8 protein-coding genes and 1 pseudogene are annotated in these 14,192 nt (G+C 44.4%); 6 read left to right on the top strand and 3 right to left on the bottom strand.

The genetic code is table 11. The features are described 5' to 3' along the window. Positions 1–22: 22 nt before the first annotated feature. From QZW47_RS15925 to QZW47_RS15905, 5 genes and pseudogenes are all read left to right on the top strand, one after another. Entirely contained in the window at positions 23–1,435 is a 1,413-nt protein-coding gene (locus QZW47_RS15925) for an ABC transporter ATP-binding protein (protein WP_293128474.1), read from the top strand. 15 nt (positions 1,436–1,450) lie between these two features. Continuing rightward, on the top strand, positions 1,451–2,971 hold the full coding sequence (locus QZW47_RS15920; protein ID WP_293128472.1) for a methyltransferase: 1,521 nt from the start codon (positions 1,451–1,453) through the stop codon (positions 2,969–2,971). A gap of 136 nt (positions 2,972–3,107) precedes the next feature. Continuing rightward, the gene (locus tag QZW47_RS15915; RefSeq protein ID WP_293128470.1) at positions 3,108–8,504 is read left to right on the top strand and encodes a glycosyltransferase; all 5,397 of its coding nucleotides are present in this window, start codon (positions 3,108–3,110) and stop codon (positions 8,502–8,504) included. A 29-nt stretch (positions 8,505–8,533) separates the two neighbouring features. Further along, a complete protein-coding gene (locus tag QZW47_RS15910; RefSeq protein WP_293128469.1) occupies positions 8,534–9,562 on the top strand; it encodes a bifunctional 2-polyprenyl-6-hydroxyphenol methylase/3-demethylubiquinol 3-O-methyltransferase UbiG in 1,029 nt (342 codons plus the stop codon). 223 nt (positions 9,563–9,785) lie between these two features. Then, a pseudogene (locus tag QZW47_RS15905) lies at positions 9,786–11,384 on the top strand (class I SAM-dependent methyltransferase); the annotation flags it as partial. 11 nt (positions 11,385–11,395) lie between these two features. On the opposite strand, the gene QZW47_RS15900 reads toward QZW47_RS15905, so the two are convergent. Further along, positions 11,396–11,539: a hypothetical protein gene (locus QZW47_RS15900; protein WP_293128466.1), complete on the bottom strand. Its 144-nt coding sequence runs from the start codon at positions 11,537–11,539 to the stop codon at positions 11,396–11,398. Here QZW47_RS15900 and QZW47_RS15895 point away from each other — a divergent pair. Then, complete coding sequence (locus QZW47_RS15895; RefSeq protein ID WP_293128464.1) at positions 11,530–12,810, top strand: glycosyltransferase family 4 protein; 1,281 nt, start codon at positions 11,530–11,532, stop codon at positions 12,808–12,810. The two genes, QZW47_RS15900 and QZW47_RS15895, sit on opposite strands and share 10 nt — an antisense overlap. Positions 12,811–13,049: 239 nt before the next feature. Here QZW47_RS15895 and gatC read toward each other — a convergent pair whose 3' ends face one another. Together gatC and QZW47_RS15885 are read right to left on the bottom strand one after the other, a co-directional pair. Continuing rightward, positions 13,050–13,331, bottom strand: a complete 282-nt coding sequence (gatC, locus tag QZW47_RS15890; RefSeq protein WP_293128462.1) for an Asp-tRNA(Asn)/Glu-tRNA(Gln) amidotransferase subunit GatC — start codon at positions 13,329–13,331, stop codon at positions 13,050–13,052. A 214-nt stretch (positions 13,332–13,545) separates the two neighbouring features. Further along, positions 13,546–14,067, bottom strand: coding sequence for a photosystem I assembly protein Ycf3 (locus QZW47_RS15885; RefSeq protein ID WP_293128452.1), 522 nt, complete (start codon positions 14,065–14,067; stop codon positions 13,546–13,548). Positions 14,068–14,192 lie beyond the last annotated feature (125 nt).

Below are 14,192 nucleotides of genomic sequence, written 5' to 3'. Positions count from 1 at the left end.
AAAACCTCAAATCTAAAATCGGATGACAGAAAATGTAATTTCACTAAAAAATGTTTCCAAATGCTTTAAGCGGTACGATCGCCCTGGAGACCGCTTAAAGGAAATTATTTATCCCAGCAAAAAACTCGCTGACGAATTTTGGGCGCTACACGACATCAATATCGACATTCCTCAGGGACAAACTCTGGGAATCGTCGGCCGTAACGGTTCGGGAAAAAGCACTCTTTTGCAAATAATTGTAGGAACCCTGACGCCTACCGCCGGCAGCGTGGAGGTGAAAGGGCGAGTCTCGGCTTTGTTAGAACTCGGAAGCGGGTTCAACCCAGAATTTACCGGGCGGCAAAATGTATTTTTCAACGCTCAGATACTGGGCTTCAATCAAAAAGAAACAGCAGAAAAGTTTGACGAAATAGCTAGTTTTGCCGATATTGGAGATTTTATCGACCAGCCGGTCAAAACTTATTCTAGCGGTATGTTTGTCAGGCTAGCTTTTGCCGTGGCGACGAGCGTCGAGCCGGATATTTTGGTGGTTGACGAGGCGCTTTCGGTGGGCGACGAAGCTTTTCAGCGCAAGTGTTTTGCTCGCCTGCAAAGCATTCAGGAAGGCGGCGGCACGATTTTATTTGTTTCTCACGCTGCTACTTCTGTGGTACAACTTTGTACCTCGGCGATTTTAATGGATAGCGGTGAATTGCTGCTGGCTCATTCGCCAAAGGTAGTAATTTCTAAGTATCAAAAGCTGATTTATGCCGATCCGGATTTGGTTGTGGGGTTGAAGTCGGATATTCGATCTCTGAACCAACTGACAAAGCAGGAAACCGAAGAAAACCTTGAGGATGCTAATTTAGAAAGCACCAAAACGGAAGTTAAACCCGATCAACATTTCTCCAAACCCAAGGAATATTACGATGAATTTTACGATCCGGGAATGATACCGTCGAATACGGTGAGGTATCCGTCTCGTGGAGCGGAAATTATCAACCCCCGCATCGAGACGCTGAAGGGAAAAATCGTAAATCACTTGCTGGGGCGTCAAGATTATATTTACACTTACTCTGTCACGTTTGCGCGCTCAACTTCTAAAGTTAGGTTTGGAATGTTGATTAAAACAATCAGCGGTTTTGAGTTAGCTGGTGCATCTTTGAAGGCTTCGAGTCAGTCAGTTAGATATGTGGAAGCGGGAACGACAATTGTTGTGAAGTTTCACTTTAAATGTTTGCTGAATCCGGGAGTTTATTTTTTGAATGCAGGGGTAGTGGGAACGGTGGATGGGGATTTAACTTATCTCGATCGCTGCGTAGATGTGGCGATGTTTAGAGTTCAATCTTGTACGGAGTCCTGCGGTAACGGCATCGTTGACTTGCTGATCGAACCGTGTTTAACTGTTGTTAATTCTGAGGCTATGGTGCCAGAGGCGTCAACCGAAGTTATCTAAAATTTAGTGAAAATAATGAGCGAGATTGATTTTAATTCCGTTGAAAATCCGGTAATCAAAACGTTTATTCGAGAACAAGCTAAGTTTCCCGAAGATTTTAAACCGAATATCTGCGAAGACGATGAAATGTATTTGTTTGCTCTGAGCAATACTAAGGACGATCGCGATCGGGCTTTGGTGCGCTATTATTCCCTGGGCCGTCGCATCCTGGATACCGTCAAACAAGTTGTGGACTGGCATTTTGGCAGTTTTGACAACGTACCGTCTTTTCTAGATTTTGCCTGCGGTTACGGGCGATTTACGCGGTTTTTGATTCAAGAAATTCCTCCGGAACGAATTTGGGTTTCCGATATTTATGCTAACGCGGTCAAGTTTCAAAGTGAATACTTCGCTGTCAGCGGTATTGTCTCGACGGGGAAACCAGAAAATTATTTAATAGAGCGAAAATTTGACTGCATTTTGGCTAATTCTTTTTTCAGCCATATGCCGGAAAGAACTTTTACCAGTTGGCTGCAAAATTTGTACGATTTGTTGACTCCTCAGGGCATTTTGATGTTCAGCGTTCACGATGAGTGTTTGCGGGCTGCTCATGTGGAAATGCCGGCCAGCGGTATTTTATTTAGTCCCCTCAGCGAAAGTCAGTCTTTGGATAAGGAGGAATACGGCACTACTTATGTAACCCAAAAGTTTGTCAAAGACATGGTGGCGAAGGTTAGCGGTGGCAAAGCTTTTGTACACCGCATCGAAAAAGGCATTTGCAGGTTTCAGGATTTGTATCTGGTTACAAATGAGCTAAATAGAGATTTTTCGGAGTTGAAATTTAACCACCACCCCGAAGGATATATTGATGTTGCGGCTTTTACAAATAACGAGAATTTGTATCTGGAAGGATGGGCGGCAGATATGAATGTCGGCGGTAAGATTGAGGAGGTGCAAGTGCTGGTAAACGGCAAGTTAGTGCAGAGGTGCGAGCCTTTTTACGATCGCCCGGATGTGGCCGGACATTTTGAAAGCGAGCTCGCTTTGCAGTCGGGGTGGAACTGTTTTTTACCTAAAAATACTGTGGGGGCGCAGGATGTGCTGACAGTCAAAGCCATCAATAACTGCGGTGGGGAATGGATTATGGACAATTGCACTGTGGAATCCCTTGTGGGTCAAAGGCAATCGCAGTATTTGTTGGGTTCTACCCAGACCAAACTCAAATTAGTTGAGACTAAGTTAGTAGAGGCTCAATTAAAATGGGAGCTAAGTGAAAACAATTTAATGATTACAGACACTAAGTTGGCAGACTCACAAAAAAAATTGCAAGAAACCCAAAATCAGTTAATTTCAACTCAAAGTCAGTTAGAGCAAACTCAAAGTCAGTTAATTTCAGCGCAAATGCAGTTGGAACAAACTAAAAATCAGCTAAGCAATCTCAAGCAAGAATTAAACAAATCGCAAACTCGGGTTGTGGCAATGGAAAGCAGCAAGTTTTGGAAGATCAGAAGCGCGTGGTTTCAAGTCAGGCGTTCGCTGGGCTTAGCAGGAGAATAAGACAAGAGTATTTGAGATTTTGGATGGGGGAGAGATGGTGGACTAAGTGTTGGGATATTACCTAAGGTTGCATTTTGGGGTAAATAGGGTAACGAGTAAAAAAAAACTGTGGGCATTAGGGTGAGGGAGAGAAATTGTGAGTATAAATGACAGCAAACCGTCGGTTTTTATTGTGACTGGAATGCACCGTTCTGGTACGTCTTTAACGGCTTCTTTGTTTCAGAAAGTCGGGGTTGATATTGGCAAAAAGTTGGTGGGCCCGGCAGACGGAAATGTCAAAGGTCATTTCGAGAATGTTGATTTTGTGGAGTTTCACAAGCGTGTTTTACGATCGCACGGTATAGATGAACTCGGCTGTACGTTTGAAAAAACGATTCCGGTAGCAGCGTCAGATGTGGAAATCGCCAAACGGGCGATCGCCCAAAACCAACTTCCTCACAACCACTGGGGCTGGAAAGACCCGCGAACCGCCTTGTTTTGGGATTTTTGGCTGAAGTTGCTCCCCGAAGCCAATTTCATCTGCGTTTATCGATCGCCCTGGGAAGTAGTCGATTCGCTGTACCGCCGGGGAACCGATGTTAGCTTGCTGCAAAATCCCCAAATGGCAGTAAAAATGTGGATTCACTACAACCAAAAAGTCTTAGAATTGTGCGAAGGTTTTCCCGATCGCTGTCTGCTAGCCAACGTTTACCCGATCGGCAACACTCCGGAACTTTTTATCGATCGAGTCAACGACAAATTTAACGTTAATTTAAGTGCAATACCTGCCGACAATTTTGAAGAATCTTTATTAATCAACGATATTGTCAAAAGCCACAAACCGAGTTTAATAGAACAATATTTTCCCGAAGCACTAGAACTATATCAAATATTGGAATCCCGAGCCAAAAATCTCAGCAGCGAATCGAACTTTGCCGATAAAAATATTCATTTCCCAGCATCTGCTGTCGGGGCTTTTGAAGATTGGCTAAAAATTCGCTTGCTGGAAAAACAGCAAAAAACCAGCAATTCCGAAGTCAAACAATGGCAAGAACAATTTCAACAAGCCCAGACGAAAGTGTTGGGAATGGAGAGAGAATTAGGAGAAACTCAAGTACAGCTTGCGGGCAAAGAAGCGAATTTTCAAGAAGCTTTAGCAAAACTGCTCGGATTAGAAACAGAATTAGGACAAACTCAAGCACAGCTTGCAGGCAAAGAATCGCAATTTCAAGCAGCTTTAACAAAAGTCTTGAAATTAGAAGCAGAATTAGGTCAAACTCAGGTACAGCTTGCAGGTAAAGAAGCGAATTTTCAAGAAGCTTTAGCGAAACTGCTCGGATTAGAAACAGAATTAGGACAAACTCAAGCACAGCTTGCAGGCAAAGAATCGCAATTTCAAGCAGCTTTAGTAAAAGTCTTGAAATTAGAAGCAGAATTAGGGCAAAGCCAGGTAAAAATAGAAGAAAAAGAATTTAATATTCAGGAAAAATCAGCCCAATTGCAGCGGTGGGAAACATTACAAAGTCAAACTGAGGAAAAATTAAATCAAACTCTGCAAGACTTAGAACAATCTCGCCAAGAAACAGAAATAAGTCGGGCAGAAATTGCTGAAATCAAGTCTTCTGACTGGTGGCAACTGAGAGAAAAATGGTGGGAATTTCAGCGCCGAATCCGCGACTTGTTCCCGAAATTTGTATTTTCGTTAGACAAACCCACTACTTGGCAAGTTTGCGATGCCCGCGTGGAAATTGTGGGCTGGGTTTTTCACACCCAAAAACAGATTAAAGCAGTCCGCGCTAGAATAGAGGGTCAGAGTTTTCCCGCTGTTTACGGCATCGAAAGAAACGATATAGCACTGGCACACTCGAATGTTCCGGCGGCGATTGAAGCGGGTTTTACGATTGAATTGGAAGCACCAGCCGGACGGCACGAAGTGGTGCTGGAAGCGCAAGACGATCGCGGTAAATGGCACTTGTTAGCAGCTTATCCGTTGTTGGTGTCAACGATTCAAGCATCGTTAGATGTACCAGTAGTTTGGGAACAGCGTCAAGGTCAAATTTTGTTTGCAGGTTGGTGCTGTCACCACGATCGCAAAATTGTTAAATTAAGCTTGTTGTGCGGCGATAATTCTGTAGAATGCGCCTATGGTTTGCGGAGAAAAGATGTCGGCGAAGTGTTTCCTGACTGGATTAACAGTTCCGAAAGCGGCTTTGAAGCCCTGGTCAATTTGCCTCCGGGGGAATGGCACGTTTCTCTGCAAGCTGAGTTAGATAACGGGGAAATTTTGTATTTTCAAGCGCCGCAAATATTGACTGTACGGCGCTACCATATCTGGCAGCGAAGTGCTGATAAATTTGAGGAATTTTCGAGCTTTGTAGAGGCAATCAGGCAGCGGGCGAGGGAGAGAAAGCAGCGTCTGGGTAGAATTGTGCCGATGCCTTGGGAAATTGTCAAGGTAATGCGCCAGTTTGGCAAGATTTACCGACAGCAAAAACTGTTGACTGCGCCGGGGGATTTGCTGCCGCCTGCGGGTTTTGTGGTGCCGAAACCGATTGATAGGTACGATGCTTGGCTGGAGGTGAATCAGTGGAACGATCGCGCGCGCGATTACCTGATTTCTCGGTTAAAATCTTGCCGGGAACCGCTGCCGAAAATTTCTGTGGTCATGCCGGTGTACAATCCGGAGATAGATTTTCTCGATCGCGCGATCGACAGCGTAATCGCTCAAGTTTATGCTAACTGGGAACTCTGCATCGCGGACGATCGCAGTACCGACGCTACGGTTGCTGACACTTTGAAAGATTGGGCCGAAAAGGACGATCGTATCCGCATCACATTTCGCACCGAAAACGGCAATATCAGCGCCGCCACCAACAGCGCCGCCGCCCTCGCCACAGGCGATATCATCCTGTTTTTAGACAACGACGACGAACTAACTCCCGACGCCTTAGGCGAAGTCGCCCTATATTTTGCCACCCATCCCACCACCGATTTTCTCTACTCAGACGACGACAAAATCGACACCAAAGGTCGCCGTTTTGCCCCACAATTCAAACCGCAATGGTCGCCAGAACTGCTACTTTCCTATATGTATCTCGGTCATTTGTGCGCCGTCAGAAAACATATTTTTGAAGAAATAGGCGGTTTGCGCCTCGGTTTTGAAGGCTCGCAAGATTACGATTTTGCCTTAAGAGCAACCGAAATTTCTCGCCACGTCGCGCACCTGCCTTTAGTGCTGTATCACTGGCGAACAGCACCCGGTTCTACAGCCATATCTGGGGCCGCCAAACCCGCCAGTTTTGGCGCAGGTCAAAAAGCAATTCAAGAGGCACTCAACCGCCGAAAAATTAATGGCAATGTCGCTCAGCACGCCTGGGCTACCAAAGAAAACTTGGGCATATTTGCCCAGGACTTCCCCGATGACGGCCCCTCAGTAACAGTAATTGTCCCGACTAAAAATCAGTTTAAATTGCTGAAGGCCTGTCTCGATTCTCTGGAAGCTACCACCTACAAAAACTTTCAAATTGCCGTCATCGACAACGAAAGCGACGATCCGAAAACCCTAGAATATTTAAAAGAATTAACCTGCCAAGTTTTGCGGATTAAAAATCCTGGTGGTAAGTTTAGTTTTGCGGCAATTAACAACCGGGCTGTGGAAAAAGTTGACAGCGAATACGTGTTGTTTTTGAACAACGATACTGAGATAATTAACCCACGCTGGCTGAGTCAAATGGTGGGATACGCTCAAATTGACGGCGTTGGTGCAGTGGGCGCGCGGCTGTTATATCCCGACGGCAGAATTCAGCACGCGGGTGTAATTCACGGCTTGCATCACGGTTTGGCGGGTCACGCTTTTAAGCTGATGAACAGTGACAATCGAGGCTATCTTTCGCAAGCGATGGTAACGCGAAATTACTCGGCGGTAACTGCTGCGTGTACGATTACTCCGCGTCAGTTGTTCTTAGAATTGGGCGGTTTTGATGAGGATGATTTTGCTGTTGCTTACAATGATGTCGATTACGGCTATCGATTGTTGGAACGGGGTTATCGGTGTGTTTATTGTCCGGATGCCGAGTTGTTGCACAAGGAGGGAACTTCGAGAGGTTTTACTGACAATCCTCTGGAAGTTGCGGCTTTTCGGCGCAAATATGCGGGAAGAAATGACAGTTTTTACAGTCCTCATTTGTCTTTGGAAGATGAGTATTTTCATATTCAACCCCGACGGGTGTTTATGCAGGGAGAGGGAAAGAAGGAAGAAGGAAGAGGGAAGAAGGAAGAAGGAAGATTAGCAACGGATTTTGTAGCGGATTTAACGGATGTCACTGATGGAAGGGACAAGGGAGAGTTACAATTTGTTGATTCTGGTTTGTTGTCAGTAGCAAAGGCAAATAATTCTATTCATCCTGTTAGGGTTTTGATGTGCAGCAATTCGTTGGATTTTACGGGGGCGCCGCTGCATCAGTACGAGATTGCGGTGAAGTTGGCGGCTGAGGGTGCGATTTTGCCGATCGTACTTTGCGCCACAGACGGGCCACTGCGTCAAGCTTACGAACAGCAGGGAATTAAAGTAATAGTGCACGACAATCCCCTCGAACATATCTACCAACGCGATGCTTACGATGAAGCTATCCGCAGTTTTAGCCAGGAAATAGAAAGTTTAAAAGTTGATGCAATTTATGCCAATACTTTAGAAAACTTTTTTGTAGTTGACGCCGCGCACCACATCGGAATTCCCGTAGTGTGGAACGTGCACGAAAGCGAACCATGGCAAACTTATTTTAACCGATTTGGTTCGGAGATTGCGGCGAGAGCCCTAGAGTGTTTCCGCTTTCCTTACAAGGTAATTTTTGTGGCGGATGCAACGCGGGACAGATATTTGTCTCTCAACAGCCACCACAATTTTAAAGTGATTCACAACGGCTTAGATTTGAGCAAACTGGAAAATTCCGAGAAGTCAGAAGAGGCTAGACAAACTTTAGGTGTAGCAGCCCAAGATGTCGTATTATTGCTGTTGGGGACAGTCTGCGAACGTAAAGGCCAGCAAGATTTAGTTCAAGCGCTTTCACTTTTGCCCGACAAATGGCACAATAAGATTAGATGTTTCATTGTGGGCGATCGGCCGAGTATTTACAGCAACAAATTAGCCGATATGGTCGCCCAACTGCCGGCCCAGTTGCGACAGAGAGTGACAGTAGTCCCGGAAACTGGGGAACCAGGAAAATATTACAAAGCGGCGGATATATTTGTTTGCACTTCTCGCGTTGAAAGTTTTCCGCGAGTGATTTTGGAGGCGATGGCTTGCGACTTACCAATTATTACATCGCCAGTTTTTGGAATTAAGGAACAAGTGAGGCCGGGAATTAACGGTTTGTTTTATACGCCCGATCGCCCAGACGAATTAGCCGCCGCTTTGATCAGCTTATTGGAAGATAAATCATTGCGCCAGCAGTTAGCTGAAAATGCTAAATATGTCTTGGATTCACTCAATACTTTTGAGGAGATGACTCAAGCTTATGCGGAGATTTTTTGCGAAGCCTATTTTGCGAAGAAATAAACGTTCAAGAAGATTCAAAGGTCAAAAGTATGCGATCGAATTCCTCTGATATACAAGATGAAAATACCGAGAAACAAACAGCTCAAACCAACAGCGAATCTCACCCCAACCCTGTGATTTCTCAGGAGAGTAACTGGTTGTCGAATCCGATTATTGAAAAAGCTGTAAATTATCGGCTATCTGGCGGAAAAACAGAAGGTTACTGGTTAACCTGGCTAGTAAATAGCTTCTTCAAAAAGCAACGGTTCGATAATCTTTTGTCTGTGGGTTGCGGAGTCGGAAATCAGGAAATCCTGATGGCGAAACTAGGATTGGCCCGCCACATAGACGCCTTTGATTTATCCGAAACTTCTTTAAAAATTGCGAAAAAAGATGCCGCCGCAGCGGGAGTCAAGATTAATTTTTATCAAGATGACTTTAATTCATTTACTATAGACACCAACAAAAAATACGATTTAGTTTTTTGCTCTGGCTCGCTGAATCACGTCCAAGAAATAGAACGATGCTTATCAACCATTCAGAAATGTTTAAAGCCCAATGGATATTTTATTGTCAATGAATACATAGGAGATTGCTATAATATATACAATGAAAATCAAGTCAATTTAATCGATCGCATTTACAAATGTTTTGACGGCACCCTCAAGTCGGGAACAACTGAAACCTTTGCCAGTCAAAGCATTGAGACAGCGTTGACTAAATATCCTTCAAAAGCAATCCGCTCAAAGCTGATACTGCCTTTCTTGAAATTCTACTTTGATATCGAAGTATTGAATCAAGCCGGTGGGGGTCTTCTTCACGAAATGTACCCTTTGCTAAATCGCGATCGACTGTCAGATGGAGATCCAAAAAATGAAACAATTGTCAAGTTATTACTGGAGATGGAAACAATCTTAATGGATTTGCCGGGAGGACTCTCAAGTGATTTTTGTTTGTGCATTCTGAGACATAAAAATCCAAAAATTTTAGAAAAATTGTGGCTGGGAATGTGGAGGAAAGCCAATCGTGGTAAACTTATTTTAACAAGTTTGGTTCGCAGATGGCGGCGAGAGCTTTAGAGTGTTTCCAATTTGGCGGGTGATTTTGGTGTTGGATGCAGCGCAAAAAAATATTTCTCTCTCCATAGCTAGCACATTTTTACAGAGATTCACTTCCCCTAAAATTTTTTCCCAAAGCTGATTTTATCAAAAAATATACGTTCAATGCAACTCAAGATTTAAAAAAAGTATGTTATCAAATTCTGAAAACAGACAACATGAAAAAGCCCATAAATTAACAGCTAAAAAATACTGGGAATCTAGCCCAACAGGCGGATTTACCAAGGAGGGTTACTGGTTATCCAATCCGATTATCGCCCAAGCTATAAATTATCGGCTATCAGGCGGACAAACAGAAGGTTACTGGTTAACCTGGCTAGTAAATAGCTTTTTTAATAATCAACGGTTCGATAATCTTTTGTCTGTGGGTTGCGGAGTGGGAAATCACGAAATTTTGATGGCGAAATTAGGATTGGCCCGCCACATAGACGCCTTTGATTTTTCGGAAACTTCTTTAGAAATTGCGAGAAAAGACGCAGCCGCAGCGGGAGTAGAGATTAATTTTTATCAAGACGACTTTAATTTATTTGTTTTAGATAAGAATAAAAAATACGATCTAGTTTTTTGCTCGGGTTCGCTGCATCACGTCAAAGAAATCGAACGATGTTTGTCAATTATTCAGAATTCTTTAAAACCGGATGGATATTTTATTGTCAACGAATACATCGGAGATTGCTATAATATATACAATCCAAATCAACTCGATTTGATTAATCGCATTTACAGATGTTTTGACTCAAAGCTTAGATCGGGAACAAGTGAAATATTTTTAAGTCCAAGTATTGATAAAATATTTGCGAAAGATCCTTCAGAAGCAGTCCGGTCAAAACTGATACTTCCTTTCTTAAAATTATACTTCAATGTGGAAGTATTGAATCAAGCCGGTGGTGGTTTGCTTCACGAAATTTACCCTTTGTTAGATCACTGTCAGCTTTCTGACGGGTCTCCAAAGAGTGAAACAATTGTCAAACTATTGCTGGAGATTGAGAAAATATTAATGGATTTGCCGGGAGGACTCCCAAGTGATTTTTGTTTGTGTATTCTGAGACATAAAAAGCTAAAAACAATGGAAATAACACCGCCTAAAATAGACTACGAAGCCGCATGGGACAGCTACGCCACAGAATGGAATAAAAATAATCCTGAACTGGCTTATCTGGGCGATGAATGGGTGGGAAAAGGTGCGGGTGCAGCCAACTCATTAGCGGAATATGAAGCGCTGATCGAACAGGAATTTATTGCACCGTATATCACAAAAGAACATAGTGTTTTAGAAATCGGTATCGGTGGCGGAAAAACGGGTTCGCTGTTACTGAAACATTGCGATCGCCTAATTTGCGCCGACATTTCCAGTCAAATGCTGCAAGCCGCCCGATCGCGCTTGGGAACAGATCGCGTTTCCTACGTCAAACTCGACGGTTTAACACTAGACGGCATCGCCCCGGCTGGTGCGGACGTGTGTTTTTGCTACGATACAATGGTACACGTAGAGCCTGTGGACATATTCAACTATTTAACTCGAATTCCCAAACTGCTGCGGGGCGATCGCATTTGCGTCTTCCACCACGGCAATATTCTCAGCGAATTAGGGTGGCAAAAATTTGCCGACGAGTGGGACAAAAACTTGCTGGGACGCCGAGATGGCACTGCATTCTCAGTAATGACAGATACAATTATGGAAAAATTTCTCAACCATTTAAACTATGAAATCATCCTGAAAAACACATCATCCGTACCCCGAGATTGCGTCTGGATCTGCAAAGCGCCACCCTACAAGGAATAAAATTAAAGCTTTTACTCGCAGTTAAATACTGAGTTTCTGCTAACAACTGCCAACTGAGAGGGCGGGCACGGGGGCACCGCCCCTACCAACTGCCAACTACCAACTGCCAACTGCCAACTGCCAACTGCCAACTGCCAACTGCCAAATGAAAGCATTATTTCTCCACCCCAACTTCCCCGCGCAATACCGCCACATTATCACGGCTTTAGGCGCAGATCCCAAAAATAAAATTGTTTTCGGAACTAAAAACGAGCGTCCCGAATGGAACATTCCCGGAGTTACCAAAGCAGCATTTACCCCCAGCCGCGAACCTAACCCGCAAACTCACCAATACGTGCGTCCTTTAGAAAGTGCCGTCATCTACGGACAAGCCGTATTTAGAATGGCCGAACAACTCAAAGCAGATGGTTTCGTACCCGATGTGATCTGCGGACATTCTGGTTGGGGGCCGACACTGTTCGTCAAAGAAGCTTTTCCCAATACGCCACTATTGTGTTATTTTGAGTGGTTTTATCACGCGATCGGTTCCGACGCAGATTTCGATCCGGCGGAACCTTTAACAGTTGACGACATGGCGAGAATTAGAATCAAAAATGCGCCGATTCTGATCGATTTATACTCTTGCGATTGGGGTTTGTCGCCGACTTATTGGCAGCGATCGCAATTTCCGCCAGAATTGCAACAAAAACTGTCCGTACTCCACGACGGCGTAGACACCGATTACTTCAAACCAGATCCAGGCGCTAAACTAATTTTGCCTAACTTAGATTTGTCCGGCGTTGATGAAATTGTCACCTACGTATCGCGCGGGATGGAACCATATCGGGGCTTTCCAGAGTTCATTGAGTCGATCGCCTACGTGCAAGAACGCCGCCCCAACTGTCACGTTGTAATTGTTGGTTCAGACAGAGTTTGTTACGGTCGTTCTTTACCAAACGGCGAGTCTTACAAAGACCATATGCTCAAAAAAGTGCCGCTAGATATGTCGCGAGTACACTTTGTCGGGCCGCTACCTTACGGACTGTATTTAAAAGTAATTCAAGCATCAGACGTACACGTTTATTTAACCAGACCTTTCGTGTTATCTTGGTCGATGATTGAATCTTTATCAGCAGGATGTTTAGTCATCGGTTCTGACACCGGGCCGGTGAGAGAAGTTATCCGCGATGGAGAGAACGGCTTGCTAGTCGATTACTTCTCGCCGAAACAAGTAGCCGATCGCATCGACGAAGTTTTAGACCATCCTACCCGCATGGCAGAAATTCGCGTCAAGGCTCGTCAAACCGCCCTAGAACGTTACAATTTAACTCAAATGCTGCCGCAGCACTTACAATTGATCGAGCAAGTAGCCAATCGTTCTATGCCGCCGACAGTTGGTATGCAGCCAGAAAGGGAATTAGCCGCATCTTTTGGAGTGAGAATTTAGTCGGTATTAAAAAGTGTAGTTTACCTCTTGCAAAAATAGCTAGGAACAGGCAAGATGCCTGTTCCACAAAAAACCTTTTTTTCTTGTGGAATGGGCATCTTGCCTGTTCCAAAATTTGATTAAAAGGACTTTTGCAAGATATCTAGTAGTAGTCGGCGGTTGAAACCGCCCCTACACAAACAAAACCCGCCTCCGCGGGTTGAAGAGTTAGTTTGGTATTAAAGCAATCTGTCGGCATCCTACATAATCTTAGGCACTTTGAAAAACTCCCCATCGCGATCGGGAGCACCAGCCAAAATGCTCTCGCCGTTAGCAAAAGGTTGCAAATCGTCCGATCGCATGACATTGCTAACATCGATCGCCCGAGTTGTCGGTTTTACCTTACTCGTATCCAGTTCGCTCAACTGCTCAAAATAATCCAAAATACCGTTCAGTTGACCAGTAAACTGCTCTTCTTCCTCCGGCGTTAATTCCAATCGAGCTAAATTCGCTACTTTCCGAACTTCTTCTTTGTCAATCATAATAATCTGGAATTGGGAATTGGGAATTGGGAATTGGTCATATCATATCCGGTCGATTACCATACTAAAAAATGGTTCGTAGTGCGTCCTGGCGTCCGCATCCAAAGAAGGACTAAACCTTACTACAAACCTGCATCCAAAGAAGGACTAAAGTCCTCACTACAAACCAATCTTATTATGGGAGTTCTAGGAGCGCACGATATAACAACCGAGGTTAAAAATACACATCAATCTGCGATCGCCCTGTCGTCTTCAGCCAATTCTGCACCTCAATGTAATTGTTCGGCGCCAAGCGAATAGCCTCCTTCCAATAATCAGCAGCTTTGTCGAACAGCCCTTCCGCCCCTTCAACATTGCCAGCTTCCTTTTCCTTTTCGCCTTGATAGTGATAAATCACAGCAATATTGTTTAGGGCTTGCGGCATTCTCGGATTGAGTTCCAGCGCTTCGCTGTAATACTCCAAAGCTTTATCGTGTTCGCCGTTGCTAGTATGGATCAGACCCATATTGTACAAGACATAACTGCGATCGTAAGGATCTTCCTCCAGCTTCAGCGCTTCATGATAATTGTCCAGCGCTTCAGCATATTCGCCATCAGCTTGAGCCGACATACCATCCCGATAATAAGCAAAAGCTTCCTTAGCCTGCTTTTTTGCCGGCATAATCTTCAGAATGATATCGGCCATTACCGTGAAACTTTTGTCAATAAAGTTATCGTTGCGTTGAGTTCTGGGCATAATTCAATTCTTTGGTTAGTGGCTGAGCGGGAAAATTAGCCTGTAAAGTTTTCGTATTAAGACTTTTGCAACTGTTTGGGTTGAGAGTTGCGCCGAGGACGTTCTCAAACGGCGATCGCACACAA

It is taken from the genome of Microcoleus sp. bin38.metabat.b11b12b14.051 (assembly GCF_013299165.1).
Classification (GTDB): domain Bacteria; phylum Cyanobacteriota; class Cyanobacteriia; order Cyanobacteriales; family Microcoleaceae; genus Microcoleus.
Note: the sequence above shows the minus strand (reverse complement) of the source record. Positions and strands in the feature narration are given on the sequence as shown.

What these genes read in the sequence shown, in the direction of transcription:
- QZW47_RS15925 (WP_293128474.1), top strand. Translation starts at nt 23, where the DNA reads ATGACAGAAAATGTAATTTCACTAAAAAATGTTTCCAAATGCTTTAAG.
- QZW47_RS15920 (WP_293128472.1), top strand. Translation starts at nt 1,451, where the DNA reads ATGAGCGAGATTGATTTTAATTCCGTTGAAAATCCGGTAATCAAAACG.
- QZW47_RS15910 (WP_293128469.1), top strand. Translation starts at nt 8,534, where the DNA reads ATGCGATCGAATTCCTCTGATATACAAGATGAAAATACCGAGAAACAA.
- QZW47_RS15895 (WP_293128464.1), top strand. Translation starts at nt 11,530, where the DNA reads ATGAAAGCATTATTTCTCCACCCCAACTTCCCCGCGCAATACCGCCAC.
- QZW47_RS15900 (WP_293128466.1), bottom strand. Translation starts at nt 11,539, where the DNA reads ATGCTTTCATTTGGCAGTTGGCAGTTGGCAGTTGGCAGTTGGCAGTTG.
- gatC (WP_293128462.1), bottom strand. Translation starts at nt 13,331, where the DNA reads ATGATTGACAAAGAAGAAGTTCGGAAAGTAGCGAATTTAGCTCGATTG.
- QZW47_RS15885 (WP_293128452.1), bottom strand. Translation starts at nt 14,067, where the DNA reads ATGCCCAGAACTCAACGCAACGATAACTTTATTGACAAAAGTTTCACG.